This window comes from Microbacterium sp. zg.Y1084, assembly GCF_024623595.1.
Lineage (GTDB): Bacteria > Actinomycetota > Actinomycetes > Actinomycetales > Microbacteriaceae > Microbacterium > Microbacterium wangruii.
On sequence record NZ_JANJGV010000003.1, the window covers coordinates 50,177 to 71,950 of the forward strand.

Genomic DNA, 21,774 nt, shown 5'->3' on the forward strand with positions numbered 1-21,774 from the left:
GCGGATGAGGGTCAGGTCACTTCAGGCTTCCGATCGAGAGTCCACCCTGCCAGTACCGCTGCAGGGTGAGGAAGGCGATCACCAGCGGGATCACGGAGACCAGGGAGCCGAGGATGATGATGCTCCACAGTGACGTGCCGCCGGCGTTGTTGGCCGATGCGATGCCCTGCCACAGGCCGATCCCCACCGTCACGGGGAAGAGCCGGTTGTCGGAGAGCATCGCCAGGGGCAGGAAGTAGTTGTTCCACGACGCGACGATCGACAGCAGCAGCACCGTGACGATCGCCGGACGCAGCATCGGCAGCGCCACCTGCACGAAGATGCGGAACTCGCTCGCCCCGTCCACGCGCCCCGCGTCGAGCAGCTCGTCCGGAACGGCGTCCCGCGCGTACACGTGCATGAGGTACACGCCGAAGGGGTTGAGCAGTGTGGGGAGGATGACCGCCCAGATCGTGTTCGTGATGCCGAGCTCGGCGAACAGGATGAAGGTCGGGATCACCAGCGCCGTGGTGGGCACCATGACCGAGCCGAGCAGGATCGCGAAGCTCAGCTGGCGCCCGGCGAAGCGGTACTTCGCGAACCCGTAGCCGGCGGCGACGGCGAGGACGGTGGCGCCGAGCCCGCCGACGAAGGCGTACAGCGCGGAGTTGCCCAGCCACCGCAGGTAAATGCCGTCCTGGAACGTGAACAGCTGTGAGAAGTTGCCCACGTAGTCGACGACGTCGGCGAACCACAGTGCGCTGCCGCCGCCGAACAGTCCCGCAGCGGTCTTCGAGCTGTTGACGATGACCCACCAGAACGGGATGAGGAAGTAGACGACGAGGAAGCCGAGCAGGATCTGCATCGGCAGATACCGGCGCCGTGCGGCCGCGCGACGGGACCGGTCGAGGGCGACGGTCATGACAGGAAGCTCCCTCGCTTGCGCGTGATGAACAGGAAGATGTAGACGCACACGAAGACCACCGCGCCGAGGGCGAACGAGATCGCGCTGCCGTAGTTGTAGTTGGCCAGCGCGAAAGCCTGCTGATACGCGTACATGTTCGGTGTGAAGTCCGCCGGGATGGCGCCCGCGGCGAGATATCGCAGGATCTGGGGTTCGTTGAAGAACTGCAGGGTGCCGATCAGGGCGAACACGAGGATCAGCACGAGGGCCGGGGCGATGAGGGGGATCTTGATGCGCAGCACGATCTGCCACTGGCTCGCACCGTCGATGCGCGCCGCTTCGTACAGCGTCGGATCGATGCCCTGCAGCGCCGCGTACAGGATGATCATGTAGTACCCGGCCCACTGCCACGTCACGATGTTGAGCAGGCCGAAGAAGATCAGGTTGCGGCTGAGGAAGTCGGGCCCGACCAACCCGAACATCCCGAACAGCTCGGCGACGGGGCCGAAGCTCTTGCTGTACAGGAACCCCCACATGAGCGCCCCGATGACGGCGGGGATCGCATAGGGCAGGAAGATCATCAGCCGGGAGAAGCGCGCGAAGGCGCCGGTGACGACGTCGAGGATGAGCGCCACGGTGAGCGAGACGGCCATCTGCAGCGGGATCAGCACCAGCGAGAACCGCAGGACGAACCAGATTCCATCGAGGAAGTTGGGGTCGGTGAACGCCTTGGCGTAGTTGGCGATGCCGACGAAGCGGGTGCCGCCGATCAGCTGGTTCTGGAACAGGCTCAGGTACAGCGCGAACAGCAGCGGCGCGACGAGGAACGCCAGGAAGACGACGGCGAACGGGGCGACGAACCCCCAGCCCACGAGGCTCTGGCGGCGAGGGCTGCGGCGACGGCGGGGCGGGGGCGCGGCGGCGACGGCCGGGGCGCTCTGGGCGAGGTCAACGGTCATGGAATCCTCCGAGGAACGGGCGACGGATGCCGGGGAGCGTGGACCGGTCCCCCCGGACCGGCCCACGCGGCGGGATTCACTCGACGGTGAAGCCCTGCTCCTCGGCGTAGGCGACCACGTCCGCCTGCAGTCGCTCGGCCGCCTCGGAGCCCGTGACCGAGCCCTCGTTGATGGCCGCCAGCTGCTCGGTGAAGGCATCGAAGTAGTACTGCCCGAACGGGGTGTAGGTCATGCCGGTGTAGGCGTTGGCCGCCGGGACGTACACCTCTTTGTTGGCCTGCTGCCCACCGAAGAACGGCACCTCGTAGTCGACGAAGTCCGTCGAGTTCAAGGCGGTGAGGTTCAGCGGGAAGATGACCTGGTTCTGCCAGCCGTCCAGCAGCGACGCGTCATCGGCGTACACGCCGAATGCGACCTTCGCGGCCAGCTCGGGATCGCTCGCCTGGCTCGTGACCGAGAACGCCGAGCCGCCCCAGTTGACCGACACGAGGTTCGCGGCATCCCACTGCGGCAGCGGGGCGACCTTCCACACTCCCGCGTCATCACCCTCGCCCACGCCGGCGCCGGTCAGATATCCCGGTGCCCACGCGGCGGAGATGTAGGTGGCGTAGTCGCCGCCGATGACGCCGGAGATGTACTCGGGGGTGAACTGGTCCTGCGTGCCCACGAGGCCCTTCTCCACCAGGCCCGCCCAGTAGTCGAGCACCTCCTTCGAGGCATTGTCGTCGAGCGCGATGCCGATCGACTCGGGGGTCGCCGAGTCGTAGGTGAAGGGCTGTGCGCCGTTCTGGTACTGCAGCGCCATCATGACCGCCGGCACGTTGGCGCCGAGGTCGCCGAACAGCGGCCCGCCGGCATCCTTCACCGTCTGGGCGGCCGTCTCGTACTCCGCCCAGGTGGTGGGCGGGGTGATCCCGTACTGCTCGAAGACGTCCGCGCGGTAGATCATGCCCATCGGGCCGCCGTCGACGGGAGCGCCGTACACGCCGTCTCCGACCGAGACGTCCTTCCACGCGCCCTCGCTGTAGTCGTCCTTGACGTCCTCGTAGCCGTAGTCGCTGATGTCGACGATCGCCTCCTGGATCTGGAAGGTCGGGATGCGGTCGGCCTCGATCATGATGACGTCGGGGGCGCCGGTGCCCGCGGTGATCGCCGTCTGGAACTTGTCGTACTCGTCGCCGCCCTGACCGACGTTGGTCCAGCACACCTGCACGTCGTCGCTCTGCTCGTTGAAGTTGTCGACGACCAGCTCCATGTTCGGGTACCAGGCCCACATGGTCACCACGGGCAGATCGGTCTTGGGGATGGTGTTGGTGCAGTTGGTGGCGTCGTTGCCTCCGGAGGCGGTGCCTCCCTGCTGCTCCGAGCACGACACGAGGGTGCCGGCCAGGACGATGGTCGCTGCCGCGGCCAAGACTTTCGTGGTCTTCACGGGGGTCTTCCTTTCGGTGCGGGACGGCTGTGTCGAATCGGCACCGCGGCGGGATTCCGCCGCACGATCCGCTGCTCATCATTGAGTCGTCGGGATGGGTGTACAACGTTGTATATCAACGTGTGGAAAGTAGCTTCCCAGCGCACTCCGGTGATGTCAACAGTCGGTTGGCCCGGCGCTAGAGTTGCGTGGCGGGCGGTGCGAGAACGGGGCAGGCGATGGGTTCGACGATGCACGACGTTGCCCGGCTCGCGGGGGTGTCGATCAAGACCGTCTCCAACGTCATCAACGATTATCCGCACGTGCGACCCGAGACCCGATCCCGCGTGCAGGCGGCGATCGACGAGCTCGACTATCACCCGAACCTGTCGGCGCGTGGACTGCGGTCGGGCAAGACCGGGGTCATCGGACTGGCGGTGCCGGCGCTGCGAGAGAACTACTTCGCCGAGCTCGCCGACGCCATCATCCGCGCGGCGGAGAAGCGCGGCCTGGGGGTCGTCGTGGAGCAGACCAGCGGCGACCGCGACACCGAGCTCGCCGCCGTTTCCGGTCGCCGCCAGCGGTTCATGGACGGGCTGTTGTTCAGCCCCGTCGCCCTCGGCCAGCAGGACGCGCACGTGCTCGACGCACCATTCCCGCTCGTGCTGCTGGGCGAGCGCATCTTCGGCGGTCCCACCGACCACGTCGCGATGCACAACGTCTCGGCAGCCGAGGCTGCGGTTGCGCATCTCATCGACACCGGGCGGCGCCGCATCGCCGTGGTGGGCGCGGCGGCCGAGGACGAGGACGGCGAGGCGAGTTCAGCGAGCCTGCGGCTGCGCGGCTACCGCCGGGCGCTCGAGGCGGCCGGCATCCCGTTCGACCGTCGGCTCGTGCGCCCGGCCGAGGGGTGGAACCGGCAGTCCGGAGCGGCGGCGCTGCACGGTCTCGTGGCCGACGGGGTGGCGTTCGACGCCGTGTTCGCGCTGAACGACACGCTCGGGCTGGGGGTGCTGCGGGCGCTCGGTGAGGAGCACATCGCCGTACCCGAGCACGTCGCCGTCATCGGATTCGACGACATCGACGAGGCGCGGTTCTCGGTGCCGTCGCTGTCGAGCGTCGAGACGGGCCGCGAGCAGATCGCCGAGATCGCGGTGCGGCTGCTCGTCGAGCGGATCGCCGAGAAGGACGACCGCCTGCCGCCCCGCACGATCAAGCCCGACTTCACGGTCGTTCGTCGCGAGTCGTCCTGACGCGGGTCGCGCGTCCCGTCGGTGTCCTTCCGCTGCAACCGCACCTGACCGCTGCGACCTCACCTCACGGCCGAGACCGCAGCTGACGGCCGAGACCGCAGCTGACGGTGAGACCTCATCTGAGGGCCGAGACCGTGGGTGAAATCCGCTGTCTCGGCCGCCGGCTGTCGTCTCACGGGCGGGGCGGGGCGGCGGCGGGCTCGGTGTCGGCAGCGACGTGCGCGGTGTCGGTGGCGGCGGCCGGCGCCGCATCGGCGTCCGCAGCCGGTGGGGCCGGCGTGCCCTCGGTGGCCTTCGCCGCGGCGACGGCGGCGTCGATGCGGGCCTGCACGCGCGCGGCAGACCGGGCCCGCAATGCGCGGATGGCGAAGAAACCGCCCACCAGCAGGGCGAGGAGCGCGAGCTGCGACCACGGGATGGTCCAGACGGTGAACTCCGCGGTGGTCGCGGCCAGCGCGGCATCCACCTCGTCTTCTCCGACGACCAGCGGGGTGGCCGTGACGGTGCCCCAGCTGAAGAACGTCGGCCACACCGGCACCTCCACCGTGGTGGACTGGGCCTGGCCGGGGAGGATCTCGCGGCTCTCGGTCGCAGCAGACGCGGCCAGGATGCCGAAGGGGCCGCTCACCGCGGTGTCGGTCTCGGCACCCAGCCGCACGTTGCCGTCGTTGGACAGCGCATAGGTCACCGTCACGGTGCCCGGAGCGAAGGGGTTCCAGGAGGGCGTGTAGGTGGCTGTCGTTCCGTCGGGAACGACGGATGCCACGATGTCGCCGCTGACCCGGAGGTGAGCGCGCACCCCCACCCGGGAGGCCAGCTGCACCGCGTCGGAGTCGGCGGGGACGAGTTCGGCCACGATACCGGCCGGGTGGTCGCCCGGGGTGGCGTTGGCGGGCACCTCGACGCGCACCGGGATCGTCACGGTGGTCTCGGCGGGGACCTCGAGCACGATGCCGCCACCGTCGCGCGCTGTCGCGCCGTCGACGCTTCCCACGGTGATCCAGGCGCCTCCGCCGGTCGCCGGCTCGTCGGCGGGAGCGAGGTCGAAATTGCCGTCGGCGCTGACGGTGCCGTCGCCTGGGTAGACGGCGTAGGTTGCCGGCTGCGGGCCGAAGTTGGTCAGCGCGACGAGGTCGTCCACGGCCGCCCCGCCGTCGATGGTGTGCCGCAGCGACACCCGGCCGTCGGGGCCTTCCGCGCCGGCGGGCTGCAGCGCCCACGTCGTGCCGGTCTCGCCGGTGGTGTCGTCTGCGGCCGCCGTGGCGACGGCGGCGGCGACCCCGGCCGTGCCAGTCGTCCCGGCGGATGTCACGGCGGTCGCCGCAGCCGCAGTGGGGGCGGCGACGAGGGCAGCGGCCACGGCGAGGGCGAGGGGCAGTCGGGAGGTCATGTGTCTCCTGAGGGTGGCGGGGGGGGGGGGGGGGGGGGGGGGGGGGGCGCCCCCCCCGCGCCCGGGTCGGTCCTCGTCTCAGTCGACGGGGAACAGCGAGATGGTGAGTGTTCCGGTGTAGGTGCCGGGCTGGGTGTCCACGGGGACTTCCAGCACGAGTCCTGCGCCGAGTATGGCCGAACCGAACCGTCCTTCGGCAGTGGCCGAGGCCAGTTCACCGGGAGTGTCCAGGCCCGGGCCGCCGGCGAGCACGGTGGCGACGGGGTCGCCGGCGCTGAGCCCGGGGCGGGGGGTGAGCACGCGGGGTGTCCATCCGAAGTGGTCGGCGGTGACCGTTTGGCCGGCGGAGGTGAACGCGTCGGCGTGGCCGGAGACGGCCCAGCCTCCGACGCCTGCCTGCTGCGCGGTGCGGGAGTCGGTGACGGTCACCTCGGGCAGTTCGCCGGTGAACCGCAGGCGGTTTCCGGCGTTGTCCGGGCCGGCCAAGGCGATGCCGTCGCCGTAGTCGGCGACCGTCAGGGCCAGGGAGCCGTTCTCGCCTTCCGGGACGACAGCGGTGACGGGGATGCCATCACTGGTGTCCGCAGCGAACAGACGCGGCAGGAAATCGATCAGCGACTTCTGCCATACATCCCAGCTGTGCGGGCCAGGAATCAGGGGCGCGAACTCGTGCGCGATTCCCCGATCCTCCAGCGCGGCGATGAGGCCCAACGTCGGCTGGTAGGTGAAGTCCTGGATGTCGCCGCTGTAGATGCGCAGCAGCTTGGTCCCCGCGTTGATGGCTTCGACATCCGCGCTGGCGGGCGGCGCGCTGAACGCCGAGAACGCTCCGATATAGCCGAACTCGCCGGGGTGGGCGTAGAGCGTGCTCAACGCGTGCCCCGAACCCATCGAGAGACCTGCCAGTGCCCGCTGGTCGGGCTCGGCGCTGACGTTGTACTGCTCCTCGGCCGTCGGCGCGATGCGCTGGAGCATCTCGTTGGGGAAGTTCACCCCGTTGCCGTTGGCCATCACCACCACCATCGGCACGATCGTCCCGCGCAGGTAATGGTTGTCGAGGATCTGCGCGGCCCGACCGACCTCGATCCAGTCCGACCAGGTCTGCCCGCCGCCGTGCTGCAGATACAGCACGGGGTAGGCCTCCGCGCGCTCGGCGTCGAACCCCGGCGGGGTCCACACGTACGCGGAGCGGTCGGCTTCGCCGGCCGTGCTGCGGTAGGTCATCGTCGTGACGGCACCGCGATCCGCCTCGGGGACATCGCCGGTGTACTCGGCGCGCAGCCCCTCGCCGGCCACGTAGAACGTGCTCCAGTTCGGTTCGATCGTCACCTTCGTGGGGTTGCTGAGGTCCTTGTGGTCCACGCCGTCGACGACGAACTTGTAGTAGTACGAGCCGCCGTCGAGGGGCCCGACCGTCACCCGCCAGCGATCGCCCACCTTCGTCATCGGAAGGCGCGGCCAACTGCCGCCGGCGCCCCAGTTGCCCCAGACCGTCACGTTCTTCGCGTCGGCGAACTGGGTGCCGGTCTCGAAGGTGATGATGCCGTTGTCGTCGATCCAGGGGGTGGGGGTGGTGCCGGGTGCGGGCAGGGAGTGCGGTCCCTCGACGGGGAGGTGCCCGTTGCTCGGCCCGCCGTCGGTGGTGTCTTGGAACACGCGGGAGGCGAAGTCGCGCAGGTTCTCCTGCCAGCTCTCCCAGGTGCCGCCGCTGTCGGGGTTGGCGCCGTCCATCTCGTATTCGACGCCGGCCGCGCTCAACTTGTCCGCGAGGCTCACGGTCTGGTTGTACGCGCGGTCGGTGGTGTTGCCGACGTACAGGCGCACCAGGTCGGTGCCCGCGTTGATCTGCGCCGCCTTCGCGGCGCTGACCGATGCGGTCAGGCGCCCGGAGAACGACCCGACCTGGGAGAACTCCCCGGGGTCGGTGACCATGAGGGTCAGCGCCTGCGACGCGCCGCGGCCGATGCCGGCGATGGCCTGGTCGGCGGGGTCGGACGACACGTTGAAGCCGTCCCGGGCGGCGGGCAGGAGGTTGTCGAGTACCTCGGTGCGCGCGTCGGACGAGTCGCCATCACCCATGACGACCACCATCGGCTCCAGGTCGCCTTCGACGGCGAGGTTGTCGAGGATCTGCGCGGCGCGCCCAAGTTCGCTCCACTCGGCAGGGCTCTGCCCGGCATCCTGCAGCAGGTAGAGCACCGGGTACGGCTCGGCGCGGTCGGCGTCGTAGCCGGGCGGCGTCCACACGTACGCGGAGCGTTCCTCCTCGGCGACCGTGCTGTCGTAGGTCAGGGTCTCGATCTGCCCACCTGCGGGCACATCGGCCATCCAGGCGACCTCGTCACCGGGGACGAAGAACGTGTTCCACGCCGGCTTGGACGTCACCGCCTGCGGGCTGTCGGGGTTGCGGAACCCGACCTTTTCGCCGGAGGCCAGCGTCGCCGTGTACTGGTAGTAGTACAGACCGGGCTCCAGCGGGCCGATCGTCGAGGTCCAGCTGCCGCCGGAGAGTCCGGAGTTCAGCTGCGCCCACTGCTTGTTCTGCGCGAGGTTCCCCTCCACCGCGATCGCGGCGGGGGTGGCGCCCACGGCGGCATCCGCTGCGGCCGCCGGAACCGTGAAGCGATGCACGCCGTCCGCGGGCATCGAGAGCCACGGGTCTTCGCCCGGGGCGGCCATCGCGGGCTGCGCCACCAGCGCGCCGCCCAGTCCCACGGCCGCAGCGGTGCCGAGTGCGATCCACCTGCGGTGGCTTCGCTCGGCACCTCCCCGGCCTCTGATCGTCTTGCCTGACATCATCGTCGTCTCCGATCGCCGAGCGCACGGCAGCGTGCGCGGATGAGGCTCGAGGAACCAGCTGTCCAGCAGTGATCGGGGCGAGCCGTCGCGGAGCCCGATCACCCGTACGCCGCGCGCCCGGATGGGGTTTTACAACGTAGTAAAGCCTCCGCACGGATATGTTGTCGATCCCCCCAAGCCCTGTCAATACCCCGCGTGTTCCCGCGCCCCACTCGCCGCGGCATCCGCCGCTCCCTCGACGCTGAAACGAATGCCGACAGCCGAGACCATGGGGAATACCCACTGTCTCGGCGGTCAGGATTCGTCTCAGCGCTGACGCGGCGCCGACGCGGCGGCGCGGCGCGCGCCGGCGGCGGCGCCGGCGGCGGGCAGCGGCGCGCGCCGGTCAGTCGCCGAGAGCGGCGGCGACCACGGCGCGGGCCTCGGCCTGCACCTCGCGCAAGTGGTCCGGGCCGCGCAAAGACTCGGCGTAGAGCTTGTACACGTCTTCGGTGCCGGAGGGGCGGGCGGCGAACCACGCGTGCTCGGTCTGCACCTTCAGCCCGCCGATGGCGGCGCCGTTGCCCGGCGCATGCGACAGCTTCGCGGTGATGGGTTCGCCGGCCAGCTCGGTGGCCGTGACGGCCTCGGGCGACAGCTTGGCCAGCGTCGCCTTCTGCGCGGGCGTCGCGGGGGCGTCGACGCGCTCGTACGCCGACGCGCCGAACTCGGCCTCGAGCTCCGCATAGCGCTGCGACGGCGTCTTGCCCGTGACGGCCAGGATCTCGGCGGCCAGCAGGCACAGCAGGATGCCGTCCTTGTCGGTGGTCCAGACGGTGCCGTCCTTGCGCAGGAACGACGCCCCGGCCGACTCCTCGCCGCCGAAGGCGACCGACCCGTCGAGCAGCCCGGGGACGAACCACTTGAATCCGACCGGCACCTCCAGCAGACGCCGGCCCAGGGACTCGGCGACGCGGTCGATGATCATCGACGACACCAGCGTCTTGCCCACGGCGGCATCCGCCGGCCACCCCTCACGGTTGCGGAAGAGGTAGTCGATCGCGACGGCGAGGTAGTGGTTGGGGTTCATCAGCCCGGCGTCGGGGGTCACGATGCCGTGGCGGTCGGCGTCGGCGTCGTTGCCGGTGAGGATGTCGTACTGGTCGCGCCGGGCCACGAGCGAAGCCATCGCCGACGGCGACGACGGGTCCATGCGGATCTTCTCGTCCCAGTCGAGCGTCATGAAGCGCCAGGTCGGGTCGACGTCGGGGTTCACGACGGTGAGGTCGAGACCGTACACCTCGGCGATGAGCGCCCAGTATTCCACCGAGGCCCCGCCGAGCGGGTCGGCGCCGATGCGCACACCGGCGGAGCGGATCGCGTCGATGTCGATGATGCTCGCGAGGTCGCGCACATACGCGTCGCGGAAGTCGTAGCTGCCCAGCGCGTCGGCGTCGATGTCGGCGAACCGGGTGCGGCGCACCCCGTCGAGGCCCGCGGCGATGAGGGCGTTGGCGCGCTCGGCGATCCACCCGGTCGCATCGGTGTCGGCGGGTCCGCCGTGGGGCGGGTTGTACTTGAAGCCGCCGTCGCGCGGCGGGTTGTGCGAGGGCGTGACGACGATGCCGTCGGCGCGGCCGGGGTCACCGGCATCCCTGCCCCGGTTGTGGGTGAGGATCGCCAGGCTCAGCGCCGGCGTCGGCACCCAGGCGTCACGGGAGTCCACCCGCACGTCCACGCCGTTGCCGACGAGCACCTCGATGGCGCTGCGTTCGGCCGGGCGCGAGAGGCCGTGGGTGTCGCGGCCGAGGAAGAGCGGACCGGTGATGCCCTGCGCGGCGCGGTAATCGACGATCGCCTGCGTGGTGGCGAGGATGTGGTCTTCGTTGAAGCTCGTCGACAGCGACGAGCCTCGATGGCCGCTCGTGCCGAACGCGACGCGCTGCTCGGGGATCGAGGCGTCGGGCTTGCGGTCGTAGTAGGCGTTGACCAGTTCGTCGATGTCGACGAGGTCGGAGGCTTCGGCGGGCTGTCCTGCGCGGCTCATTCGCTCAGTCTGTCACTTGATCCGCCCGCGTGCCCAGGCATCGGGACGCGGCGGGACACGCGACTAGGCTTGCTCCCCGTGACCACCGATCCGTCCACCACCCGCCGCACCTACAGCTATCTGGGTCCGGCAGGCACCTTCACCGAGGCGGCGCTGGCGCAGGTGCCCGAGGCCCGTGACCAGGTGTGGCGCCCGGTGCGCAACGTCGGCGAGGCGCTCTCCGACGTCGTCGACGGGCGCTCGGATGCCGCGATGATCGCGATCGAGAACTCCGTCGACGGCGGTGTCTCCACCGCGCAGGACGCCCTGGCCACCATGCCGGGCCTGCGCATCGTGGGCGAATACCTCGTGCCGGTGAACTTCGTGCTCGTCGGCCGCCCCGGCACCCGGATCGAGGACGTCTCCCTGGTCGCCGCCCACCCCGTCGCCTACGCCCAGTGCCTGCGGTGGCTCTCGGGGGCGCTCCCGGCGCACGCGCACCTGCCGGCCGCCAGCAACGTCGCCGCGGCGGTGGACATGCTCGACGGCACCAGTCGAGCCGATGCCGCCATCGCCCCTCCCGGCATCCTGGAGCACCACGATCTCGAGCTGCTCGCCGAGTCGATCGGAGACAACCCCAACGCCGTGACGCGGTTCGTGCTGGTGAGCCGGCCGGGCACGCCGCCCACCCCGACCGGCGCCGACAAGACTTCGCTGATCGCCGAGCTGCCCGAGGACCACCCCGGGGCGCTGCTGGAGCTGCTGGAGCAGTTCTCGACCCGGGGGATCAATCTGTCGCTCATCGAATCGCGCCCGATCGGCGACGCGCTGGGCCGCTACCGTTTCGTCATCGACGCCGACGGCCACATCCAGGACGAGCGCATGGCCGACGCCCTCATGGGGCTGCGCCGCTTCAGCCCGCGCGTCATCTTCCTCGGCTCGTACCCCCGGGCCGATCGCGCCATCGTGCGCTACCCCGACCGCTACTCCGACGAGGTGTTCGTCGAGGCGCGCGACTGGCTGCGGGGGCTGCTGTCGGGCGAGCCCGCCGACTGACCGCCGCCTCCCCGCGGGCGCGGCCGGTCAGCCGGCGATGGCGGCGGCCAGCAGCTCCAGCGTGCGGTCGCGACCGGTGGGGGCATCCATCGGCTCGTCCTCGCGGGCGGCCGCGATGGGGGAGACCATGATCTCGTCGACGTCGTGGGTGCGTGCGAGGGTGCGCAGGTCGGATGCCGCCTGCTCGCCCGTGCCGATGATCCAGCGTTCCCGCATCGCCTGGATGAGCGGCGTCATCGCGTCATCGGGCGCGGCCGCGAGTGCCGCCTCGACCGTCTCCATCGGTCCCATCGGGCGGTTCAGCCGAAGGCGGGCCATCGCCCGCAGCTGGGGGAGTGCGCGCGCCTCGGCCTCGTCGGCGGTGTCGGCGGCGACGACGTTGGCGGTGAGGAATGTCACCGGCTCCGGGTGCGCCTCGCTCGGGCGGTACTGCCCGCGGTACAGCCCCAGCGCCCGCTCGAGCCCTTCGCCGGAGAAGTGGTTCGCGAAGACGTAGGGCAGGCCGAGGGATGCCGCCAGCTGCGCCGAGTAGTCGCTCGACCCCAGCAGCCACACCTGCGGCGTGCCGGTGGCCGCGGGCGTCGCGTGCACGTCGTAGGTGCCGCCCGAGGTGAACTGCAGCGTCGCCCCCTCGGGGGAGACGAGCGCGAGGATGTCCTGCACGTGCTGCGGGAAGCGCTCGACGTCGCTGGAGGTGCCCGACATGCGCAGCAGCTGCGTGATGACGGGGTCGCTGCCCGGCGCACGGCCAATGCCCAGGTCGACGCGGCCCGGTGCCAGCGCTTCGAGCGCGGCGAACTGCTCGGCCACGACGAGCGGGGAGTGGTTGGGGAGCATCACGCCGCCGGAGCCGACGCGGATGCGGGACGTGCGTGCTGCGGCGGCGGCGATGAGCACGGGGGGAGTGGTCGAGCCCACCGACGGCATGTTGTGGTGCTCGGCGAACCAGTACCGCCGCAGTCCCAGTCGGTCGGCGGTCTCGGCCAGCGACAGCGCTGCTGCGACGGCTTGGGCGCTGCTCTGCCCGGTGCGGACCGGGACGAGGTCGAGGACGGAGAGGGCCGGGGCGGGGGTGGGGGTGCTCATCACTTCGTGCAACCGGACGCGGGCTCCAGGCATTCCAGCCGACGGCTACGCCGAATCGCGCCAGACGATCGGGCACTCCAGCAGCTGCCGACCGCCATCGCCCTCGCCGCGCAGCTGGCGCAGCACGGCCTCGGCGGCGGCGCGGCCGAGTTCCGTGGCGGGCTGGTGCACGGTCGACAGCGGCGGGTCGCACCGCAGCGCCCACGAGCTGTCGTCGAAGCCGACGATCCCGACGTCGCCGGGAACGGAGCGTCCGGCCGCCTGCAGAACGTCGAGGGCGCCGGCAGCGACGGCGTCGCTCGAGGCGAACACACCGTCGATGTCGGGGTGGCGCTCCAGCAGGGCCCGCATGCCGTCCTGGCCGCACGAGAACGAGTAGAGCGGGACGCTCTGCACGAGCTGCGGGTCGAACCGGTGCCCGAGTGCGTCGACGAAGCCCGCGAGGCGGTCCGATCCGGAGTCGCGGTCCAGCGCCGCCGCGATCATCCCGATGCGACGGCGCCCCGTCGCGGCCAGCCGAGTGGTGATCTCGCGGGCAGCGGCCCGGTTGTCGATCGCGACGTAGGCGGCATCGCCGATGTCGCGCGGGTGCCCCACGAACGCCGCCGGCAGCTGCAATTGCGCCACGGCGCGCGTGATGGGGTCGCCGACCCGCGCGGAGACGATGATGACGCCGTCGATGAGTCCGGCGCCCAGGTAGTGCGACAGGCGCTCGATGTCGCGGGGGGAGTCGGCGATGAGGCAGGCCATCTGGTAGTCCGCCTCGGAGAGGGCGGCATTGGCGCCCAGCAGGATCGACCCGATGTTGGGGTCCTCCACGAACAGTGAATGCGGCTCGTGCACGATGAGCCCGATCGCCTGGGAGCTCTGGACCACGAGGCTGCGCGCGGCTCGATTCGGCACGAATCCGACTTTCGTGATGGCGGCGTCGATCGCCGCACGCGCCTCGGCGGAGACGTAGGGCTGACCGTTGAGCACGCGGCTGACCGTGCCGCGGGACACCCCGGCCTCGAGTGCCACGTCCTTGACCGTTGCCCGGCGTCGTCGCCCCGTCGCTTCCACGCTCACATCGTATGTGCACGCGCACACCCCGGGGTGCACGTGTTGACAGCGATGGGTGCCGCTCATAATGTGTTCACGTTCACAGGTTCTCAATGCGGAGAAAAGTCGCATCGGGCTGTGCACGTTCACAGATCCGAGGAGACAATGACGCCCCCCGCCCGCCGACCCTTCGCGCACGACGGCATCGCGTTCGGCTGCGATTACAACCCCGAGCAATGGACGCCCGACGTCTGGGACGAGGACATCGCCCTCATGGCCGAGGCGAAGGTCGATCTCGTCGCGATCAACATCTTCGGCTGGTCGCACATCGAGCCGCGCGCGGGGGAGTACGACTTCACCCGCCTCGACGACATCGTCGCGCGGCTGCACGCCGCCGGCATCCGCATCAACCTCGGCACCGGCACCGCGTCGCCGCCCGCCTGGCTCACCCGCAGCCACCCCGAGATGCTGCCGATGGCCGCGGACGGCACGCGCCGGTACCCGGGCGGCCGGCAGGCGTTCTGCCCGAGCTCGCCTGTCTTCCGCGAGGCCGCCGTGCGCCTGACGACCGAGGTCGCGCGCCGCTACGGCGACCACCCCGCGGTGGCCCTGTGGCACGTGTCGAACGAGCTGGGATGCCACAACGCGCTGTGCTACTGCGACGTCAGCGCCGGCGCCTTCCGCCGCTGGCTGCGCGAGCGCTACGCCACGATCGACGCGCTCAACACCGCGTGGGGCACCGCGTTCTGGAGCCAGAGCTACCGCGACTGGGACGAGATCCTGCCGCCGCGCACGACCCTCTCGACGGGCAACCCGTCGCAGATGCTCGATTTCCACCGCTTCAGCTCCGACGAGCTGCGCGGGCTGTACCGGGCCGAGGCCGATGCCATCCGGGCCCTCAGCGACCGGTCCGTCACCACGAACTTCATGGTCACGGCCCACATCGAGAACATGGACTACTGGTCGTGGGCCGCCGACATGGACGTGATCGCGAACGACCACTACCTGGACGGACGGCTGGCCGACCCGGTCTCGGAGCTCGCCTTCGCCGCCGACCTCTCACGGGGCCTCGGCGACGGGGCGCCGTGGCTGCTGATGGAGCACTCCACCGGCGCGGTCAACTGGCAGCCGCTGAACACCCCGAAGGCGCCCGGCCAGATCATCCGCAATTCGCTCACCCATGTCGCCCGCGGCGCGGACGGCGTGTGCTTCTTCCAGTGGCGCGCCTCAGTGCAGGGCAGCGAGAAGTTCCACTCCGCGATGCTGCCGCACGCGGGCACCGACTCCGCGCTGTGGCGCGAGGTGACCGAGCTGGGCGGGATCGTCGAGCGCATCTCCGAGGTCGCCGGATCCCGCGTGGTCGCCGATGTCGCGGTGGTGTTCTCGTGGGAGGCGTGGTGGGCGACGCAGACGGAGTCCCGACCCAGCCAGGCGCTCGGCTACCTCGACCAGGTGCACGCCGCCTACGGGGCGGCCCATGCCCTCGGCCTCACCGTCGACGTCGTGCGGCCGGGGGCCGACCTATCGGGTCACCGGCTGGTCATCGTGCCCGGTCTGCACCTCGTGCGTGCCGACGAGGCCGCCGCGATCACCGACTGGGTGGCGGCGGGCGGCACTGCGCTGGTCACGTTCAACAGCGGCATCGTCGACGCCGAGGACCGGGTGTGGACGGGCGGCTACACCGGCCCCTTCCGTGAGGCGCTGGGCGTGCGCATCGAGGAGTTCGCTCCTGTCGCCGCCGACGACGTCATGCATCTCACCGACGGCACGACGGCACGGCTGTGGAGCGAGCGGGGACAGGCCGACACGGCCGAGGTCGTGGCATCCTTCGCCGCCGGGCCCGCCGCCGGGCACCCCGCGCTCACCCGCAACGCCTGGGGCGACGGTGTCGCCTGGTATCTGGCGACGCTGCCCGACGAGGCCGCCTACCGGGACCTCATCGCGCGCCTCGCCGCCGACGCGGGCGTGCGCCCGCCCGCGCACGTGCACGGCGATCTCGCCCAGCTCGAACTGGTGCGCCGCCGGGGGCCGCAGGCGTCGTATCTGTTCATCGTCAACCACGCGACGGATGCCGCGAGCGTCGAGGCCGACGGCGTCGAACTCATCACGGGCGACCCGGTGCGCGGTCGCGTCGACGTTCCCGGCGGTGCGGTGCGCATCGTCAGAGAGGAGGCGGCAGCATGACCGCCACAGAGGCCATCACCCGCGCCCCCGACGCCGCACGCCGCTCCCGGCCGCGTCGCGGCGAGCGCCGCAAGGTGCAGCACAAGGGCGCGATCGCGATCTTCACCGGCCCGTTCGGGGTGCTGTTCCTGCTGTTCTACCTGATCCCCATCGGCTACGCGGTGTGGAAGTCGCTCCAGGTGGTCCAGCGCGAGGGCACGTACGGGGCGCCGCAGGAGGTCTTCGGAGGGCTGACGCAGTATGCGCTGGTGTTCCAGAACGGCCCTTTCTGGGAGTCCGTCGGCCGCGTGCTGCTGTTCGGCGTGGTGCAGGTGCCGATCATGCTCGGGCTGGCGCTGCTGTTCGCGCTGCTGCTGGATTCGCCCGCGTTGAAGGGCAAGCGGTTCTTCCGCCTCGCCTTCTTCGCCCCCTATGCCGTCCCCGGTGTCATCGCTGCGATCATGTGGGGCTTCCTCTACTCCCCGAACCTGTCGCCGTTCACCGATGTGACGCGCACGATCAACTTCCTCTCGCCCGAGATGGTGCTGTGGTCCATCGCGAACGTCGTGACCTGGGTGTTCGTCGGCTACAACATGCTCATCATCTACTCGGCCCTGCTGGCGATCCCGTCGGAGGTGTACGAGGCGGCGCGCCTGGACGGCGCCGGGCAGATCCGCATCGCGTGGTCGATCAAGATCCCGATGGTCGCCCCGGCGATCGTGCTCACGGCGGTCTTCTCCATCATCGGCACGCTGCAGCTGCTGGCAGAGCCTCAGGTGTTCCGCTCCTTCAGCTCCGCGGTCTCGTCCGGGTTCACCCCGAACATGCTCATCTACGCCACCAGCTCCGTCCCCAACACCCAGCTGGCGGCGGCGTTCTCGGTCGTGCTCGCGCTGGCGACGTTCGCCCTGTCGTTCACGTTCCTCAAGTCCACCCAGCGGAAGGCAGCGCAATGAGCATGCTCACCCGTACCCGCGGAGCCACCGCGGACGATCTCGCCCCCGCCCGTTCGCGCGGTGCGCGCGAGAGCATCTTCTCCCGGGGCGCGGCACTGCTGGTGATGGGGGTCTTCACCCTCTACTTCCTGGTGCCCATCTGGTGGCTGTTCATCGCATCCACCAAGGACCGCGGCGACCTGCTCACCACGCCCGCCCTCTGGTTCGCGGAGTGGAACTTCTTCACCAACGTCGGCGACCTCATCTCCTACGGCGACGGGATCTACTTCCGCTGGCTGCTCAACAGCATCGGCTACGCCGTCGTCGGCGCGCTGCTGGCGACCGTGTTCGCGGGCATGTGCGGCTACGCGCTGGCCAAGTACCGCTTCCCCGGCAGGGAGCTGTTCTTCAACGTGGTGCTCGGCGGCGTGCTGGTGCCGGCGACCGCGCTCGCGCTGCCGCTGTTCCTGCTGTTCAGCCAGGTGAACCTGACCAACACCTACTGGGCCGTGCTGCTGCCGAGCATCGTGAGCCCGTTCGGCGTCTACCTGAGTCGCATCTACGCCGCGTCGTCGGTGCCCGACGAGCTCATCGAAGCCGGGCGCATCGACGGGGCCGGCGAGGTGCGCACTTTCTTCACCGTGTCGGTGCGACTGATGACCCCGGCGCTGGTGACGGTGTTCCTGTTCCAGTTCGTGTCGATCTGGAACAACTTCTTCCTGCCGCTGATCATGCTGCGCAGCGCGGAGCTGTTCCCGATCACGTACGGGCTCTACTCCTGGAACACCCAGCTCAATCAGATCCCCGAACTGCGCACCTACGTGCTCACCGGCTCGTTCCTGTCGATCGTGCCGCTCATCGTCGCTTTCCTGCTGCTCCAGCGGTTCTGGCGCAACGGACTGGGCAGCGGCTCGGTCAAATGACCTCCGGAGGGCTGCGGCCCTCCGGTTCCCTGTAACACCACCACCGAGTAAGGAAGATCATGCAGCACAACAAGAGGGCAGTCGCCACCGGCGTCGCACTGCTCAGCGCGATCGCGCTGGCCGGATGCTCCGCGGGAGGCACCACTGACAGCGGCACGGATGCCGCCGCCTGCGCGCCGTCGGAGGGTGACGTCACGCTGGAGTTCACGTCGTGGATCCCGGGCATCGAAGACGTCGTCGACATGTGGAACGAGGAGAACCCCGACATCCAGGTCGCGGTGCAGACCGGGCCCAACGGCAACTCCGGCACGTACAAGAGCTTCTTCAGCCAGCTCGAGGCGGGCAACGCCCCCGACCTCGGTCAGATCGAGTACGACGCGCTGTCGAGCTTCCGCGTGCAGGACGGCCTCGAGAACCTCGCCGCGTGCGAGGACGTCGTCGCCGCCGAGGCCGACTTCATCCCGTGGACCTGGGGTCAGGTGACGCTGGGCACGTCCGACGGCGTCTTCGGCATTCCGCAGGACTCCGGGCCCATGGCGCTGTTCTACCGCTCCGACCTGTTCGAGCAGAACGGCATCGAGGTTCCGACCACGTGGGAGGAGTTCAAGGAGGCCGCGGTGAAGGTGCGCGAGGCCGGCGGCTACATCACCAACTTCTCCACCGGTGACATCAACCAGTTCGCGGGCTTCGTGTGGCAGGCCAACGGCGACTGGTTCACCAATGACGGCGATGCCTGGACGGTCGACCTCACCGCAGGCCCGTCGACGCAGGTCGCCGACTACTGGCAGGAGCTGCTCGACGAGGATCTCGTCTCGACCTACCCGGCGTGGACCGAGGAGTGGAACAACGCCTACAACTCCGGCGCGGTGTGGGGATGGAACTCCGCGGTCTGGGGTGCCAACTCCATCTCGAGCGGCGCCCCTGACACGGCCGGCAAGTGGTCGGTCGCGCCCGCCCCGCAGTGGGAGGCCGGCGGGCAGAGCTCGGGCAACTGGGGCGGCTCGTCGATCGCGGTGTTCAAGGGCACCGACCACCTCTACGAGGCGACGAAGTTCGCCCTGTGGCTGAACACCTCGGAAGAGGCGCTGACGGCGCTGAACACGTCGGCGAACATCTACCCGGCCACGACCGAGGGGCTGTCGCTGCCGTCGCTGCAGGAGGGCGTGGAGTTCTACGGCGGGCAGAAGATCTACGACGTGTTCGCCGAGGCGGCCGAGCAGGTCAACCCCGACTTCGTGTGGGGGCCGACCATGACGCAGACCTACGCCGACGTCTCCGACGGCTTCCAGAAAGCCGTGACCGGTCAGGGCACCCTGCTCGAGGCGCTCGAGAAGGCGCAGGCGTCGACCATCTCCACGCTCGAGGCTCAGGGCATCCCCGTCGCCGAATGATGACCGCGGCGTGAGCCGCCGTGACCCCGTGCGCTGCGTGCGCGCGGGGTCACGCGCGTTTCACGGACTCGAAGGCGTCGAGCGCCGCCTGGCGCGACAGCTTGAGATCGACCAGCGGCTCGCGGGCACCGGCATCCGGCGCCCATCGGCCGGAGTAGGTGCCGTCGGGGTCGAACTTCTCGCGCTGCAGCTCGGGGTTGAAGATGCGGAAGTACGGCGCCGCGTCGGCGCCGGAGCCGGCGACCCACTGCCAGTTGAACGGATTGCTGGCGTCGTCGGCGTCGACGAGGGTGTCCCAGAACCACTGCTCGCCGTGCCGCCAGTCGATGAGCAGGTTCTTCACCAGGAACGACGCCGTCACCATGCGCACGCGGTTGTGCATGTACCCGGTGCGCCACAGTTCCATCATTCCGGCGTCGACGAGGGGGATGCCGGTGCGCCCGCGCTGCCACGCCTGCAGGTGCGCCCCGTTCAGCCGGGGCCAGGGGAAGGCGTCGAACTGGGGGCGCAGGTTCTTCGTGGCGAGGTCGGGGAAGTGGAACAGGGTGTGCCAGGCGAACTCGCGCCAGCCCAGCTCGGAGAGGAATCTGCCGGCGCCGGGCGTCTGCGTGGCCGCGTGCCACACCATGAACGGGCTGATCTCACCCCACCGCAGCCGCGGCGACAGTCGAGAGGTCGCCCCCGCCGCGGGGGAGTCGCGGGCGCGGTCGTAGCGCCCGAGATCGTCGGCGAGGAACTCCCGCAGCCGCGCGCGGGCTCCCGGCTCGCCCGGCTCCCACGTCTCGCGCAGACCGCCCGCCCAGTCCGGCCGGGTGGGCAGCAGGTCCCAGTCGCCGAGCGCGTCGGATGCCGCGGCGCGCTTGGCGGCGGTGAGCCTGCGCGGTTCGGGGAGCGGCGCGCGGGGAGCGGGGAGCGAGAGGCACGCCCGCCAGAACGGTGAGAACACCGAGAACGGGGTGCCGCCGCCGGTCCGCACCGTCCACGGCTCGAACAGCAGCGACCCCGCGAACGAGGCCACCTCCACGCCGTCGGCGCGCAGCGCGGTCTTCAGCTGCGCATCCACCTCCCGCGCCGCGCCACCGTAGCGGCGGTTCCAGAACACCGCCCCGGCGCCGACATCGCTCACCGCCTCGCGCACGACACGGTCTGCCGGTCCTCGGCGCAGCAGCAGGGTGCCGCCGCGCTCGGCGAGGCGTTCGGACAGCGAGGCGAGGCTGTGATGCAGCCACCAGCGGGCGGCGCCGCCGTGGGGGCGCAGCCCCGGCGACTCCTCGTCGAGCACGTACAGCGCGATGACCGGCTCGTCGCGGTCCACCGCCGCGCGCAGCGCCGGATTGTCCGCCAGACGGAGGTCGTCGCGCAACCAGACCAGCGAGGGTGAGCCCATCACCCCATGCTGAAGGCGCGGTCGCCGCCCCGCGCGGGCTTGACAGCAGGCATCCGCCGCCGGCGTCAGCCCCGCGTCCGCCGCCGCGGCGGCGGCGGGGTGAGGGTGTGGCCCGTCGGCACCGCCACCAGCAGCGACCCCTTCTCGACGCGGGCGCGCACGTGCACCGCCTCGCCGAACTCGTCGCCGTCCAGCTGCACCGGCTGCGGGCCGGCCGGGGCCAGCTCCAGTGCAGGGCCGCGGGCGTAGCGCACCGCGGTGTCCGGGGTGCGCAGGGCCAGCACGTCGCGGCCGGCGCGGAACCGGCGCAGCACGCTGTTGTCCCACGCGACCCGCCGCCACACGAACAGCCACCCGAACGGTCCCTTGGGCTGGAAGACGACGATGTCCAGCAGCCCGTCGGCCACCGACGCCTCGGGGATCAGCTCCAACCCGGCCGGCAGCGAGCCGCAGTTGGCGAACAGCACGCTGTGCGCCCGAGCCGAATGCATGCGGTGTCCGGCCACCTGGTAGACCACGCGGTACGGCTTGGCGCCCACGAGGGAGCGTGCGGCCCCGTCGACGTAGGCGATCCAGCCCACCGATCGCTTCAGCTGGGGGCTGGTCCGCGCGATCATCGCAGCATCCAGCCCCATGCCGCCCATCACGACGAACGCGTGCTCATCGACGTCGCCCTCCGGGCGGCGCAGCTGCACGAAGCCGACGTCGATTGCGTGCCGCTCGCCGGTGAAGGTGGCGCGGATCATGGCCTCGGGGTCGGTCAGCGGCAGGCGCAGATTGCGCGCCAGCAGGTTGCCCGTGCCGACGGGGACGATCGTCAGCGGCACGCCGCTGCCGCTGACCGCGCCGGCGACGGCGCGCACGGTGCCGTCGCCGCCGGCCACGAGCACGGCGTCGACCCCCAGTCCCAGCGCCTCGCGGGCGGCCACGTCGCCCAGGTCGTCGAGGGTGGTGCCGAACAGCAGCGGCTCGTCCCACCCCGCCTCCGCCGACAGTCGCTGCACGGCCGTGCGCAGCGCGGCGGCATCGGTCTTGATGGGGTTGTAGACCAGGGCGGCGCGCGGCGCGGCGGACGAGGTCATGCCCTCACGA

At 70.6% G+C, this 21,774-nt stretch carries 16 protein-coding genes; 6 read left to right on the forward strand and 10 right to left on the reverse strand.

The genetic code is table 11. From position 1 onward, the window contains the following. Positions 1-16: 16 nt before the first annotated feature. The 3 genes from NQ165_RS04780 to NQ165_RS04790 form a co-directional block, all read right to left on the reverse strand. Positions 17-901 (reverse strand): carbohydrate ABC transporter permease, encoded by an 885-nt coding sequence (locus NQ165_RS04780; protein ID WP_257531874.1) that lies wholly within the window; start codon positions 899-901, stop codon positions 17-19. Further along, positions 898-1,842, reverse strand: a complete 945-nt coding sequence (locus NQ165_RS04785; protein ID WP_257531876.1) for a carbohydrate ABC transporter permease — start codon at positions 1,840-1,842, stop codon at positions 898-900. The genes NQ165_RS04780 and NQ165_RS04785 overlap by 4 nt, the downstream gene beginning before the upstream one ends. Before the next feature lie 76 nt (positions 1,843-1,918). Further along, positions 1,919-3,274: an extracellular solute-binding protein gene (locus NQ165_RS04790; protein WP_257531878.1), complete on the reverse strand. Its 1,356-nt coding sequence runs from the start codon at positions 3,272-3,274 to the stop codon at positions 1,919-1,921. Positions 3,275-3,504: 230 nt separating this feature from the next. On the opposite strand from NQ165_RS04790, the gene NQ165_RS04795 reads away from it, so the two are divergent. Next, positions 3,505-4,506: a LacI family DNA-binding transcriptional regulator gene (locus NQ165_RS04795; RefSeq protein ID WP_257526324.1), complete on the forward strand. Its 1,002-nt coding sequence runs from the start codon at positions 3,505-3,507 to the stop codon at positions 4,504-4,506. 172 nt (positions 4,507-4,678) lie between these two features. Here the strand turns inward: NQ165_RS04795 and NQ165_RS04800 are convergent, their stop codons facing one another. The 3 genes from NQ165_RS04800 to pgm form a co-directional block, all read right to left on the reverse strand. Continuing rightward, positions 4,679-5,896 carry a hypothetical protein gene (locus NQ165_RS04800; protein WP_257526323.1) on the reverse strand — a complete coding sequence of 406 codons (1,218 nt, stop codon included), beginning with the start codon at positions 5,894-5,896 and terminating at the stop codon, positions 4,679-4,681. A gap of 78 nt (positions 5,897-5,974) precedes the next feature. Then, a complete protein-coding gene (locus tag NQ165_RS04805; RefSeq protein WP_257531880.1) occupies positions 5,975-8,611 on the reverse strand; it encodes an alpha/beta hydrolase-fold protein in 2,637 nt (878 codons plus the stop codon). Between the two features lie 469 nt (positions 8,612-9,080). Further along, positions 9,081-10,721 (reverse strand): phosphoglucomutase (alpha-D-glucose-1,6-bisphosphate-dependent), encoded by a 1,641-nt coding sequence (gene pgm / locus NQ165_RS04810; RefSeq protein ID WP_257526321.1) that lies wholly within the window; start codon positions 10,719-10,721, stop codon positions 9,081-9,083. Positions 10,722-10,799: 78 nt separating this feature from the next. Here pgm and pheA point away from each other — a divergent pair, with 78 nt between their 5' ends. After that, positions 10,800-11,756 (forward strand): prephenate dehydratase, encoded by a 957-nt coding sequence (pheA, locus tag NQ165_RS04815; RefSeq protein ID WP_257531882.1) that lies wholly within the window; start codon positions 10,800-10,802, stop codon positions 11,754-11,756. Between the two features lie 27 nt (positions 11,757-11,783). On the opposite strand, the gene NQ165_RS04820 is transcribed toward pheA, so the two are convergent. After that, positions 11,784-12,842, reverse strand: coding sequence for an LLM class flavin-dependent oxidoreductase (locus NQ165_RS04820; protein ID WP_257526319.1), 1,059 nt, complete (start codon positions 12,840-12,842; stop codon positions 11,784-11,786). Positions 12,843-12,887: 45 nt separating this feature from the next. Continuing rightward, positions 12,888-13,904: a LacI family DNA-binding transcriptional regulator gene (locus NQ165_RS04825; RefSeq protein ID WP_257531884.1), complete on the reverse strand. Its 1,017-nt coding sequence runs from the start codon at positions 13,902-13,904 to the stop codon at positions 12,888-12,890. Positions 13,905-14,048: 144 nt separating this feature from the next. Here NQ165_RS04825 and NQ165_RS04830 point away from each other — a divergent pair, with 144 nt between their 5' ends. Genes NQ165_RS04830 through NQ165_RS04845 form a run of 4 tightly spaced genes read left to right on the forward strand, consistent with a single transcriptional unit; the run spans position 14,049 to position 19,295 of the window. Then, complete coding sequence (locus tag NQ165_RS04830; RefSeq protein ID WP_257526317.1) at positions 14,049-16,067, forward strand: beta-galactosidase; 2,019 nt, start codon at positions 14,049-14,051, stop codon at positions 16,065-16,067. Further along, positions 16,064-17,002, forward strand: a complete 939-nt coding sequence (locus NQ165_RS04835; RefSeq protein WP_257526316.1) for a carbohydrate ABC transporter permease — start codon at positions 16,064-16,066, stop codon at positions 17,000-17,002. The genes NQ165_RS04830 and NQ165_RS04835 overlap by 4 nt, the downstream gene beginning before the upstream one ends. Beyond that, positions 16,999-17,904 carry a carbohydrate ABC transporter permease gene (locus NQ165_RS04840; RefSeq protein ID WP_257526315.1) on the forward strand — a complete coding sequence of 302 codons (906 nt, stop codon included), beginning with the start codon at positions 16,999-17,001 and terminating at the stop codon, positions 17,902-17,904. The genes NQ165_RS04835 and NQ165_RS04840 overlap by 4 nt, the downstream gene beginning before the upstream one ends. A gap of 59 nt (positions 17,905-17,963) precedes the next feature. Beyond that, on the forward strand, positions 17,964-19,295 hold the full coding sequence (locus tag NQ165_RS04845; RefSeq protein WP_257526314.1) for an ABC transporter substrate-binding protein: 1,332 nt from the start codon (positions 17,964-17,966) through the stop codon (positions 19,293-19,295). Positions 19,296-19,344: 49 nt separating this feature from the next. Here NQ165_RS04845 and NQ165_RS04850 read toward each other — a convergent pair whose 3' ends face one another. Together NQ165_RS04850 and NQ165_RS04855 are read right to left on the reverse strand one after the other, a co-directional pair. Further along, the gene (locus NQ165_RS04850; protein WP_257531886.1) at positions 19,345-20,682 is read right to left on the reverse strand and encodes a deoxyribodipyrimidine photo-lyase; all 1,338 of its coding nucleotides are present in this window, start codon (positions 20,680-20,682) and stop codon (positions 19,345-19,347) included. Positions 20,683-20,747: 65 nt separating this feature from the next. Further along, positions 20,748-21,764, reverse strand: a complete 1,017-nt coding sequence (locus NQ165_RS04855; protein WP_257526312.1) for a diacylglycerol kinase family protein — start codon at positions 21,762-21,764, stop codon at positions 20,748-20,750. Positions 21,765-21,774 lie beyond the last annotated feature (10 nt).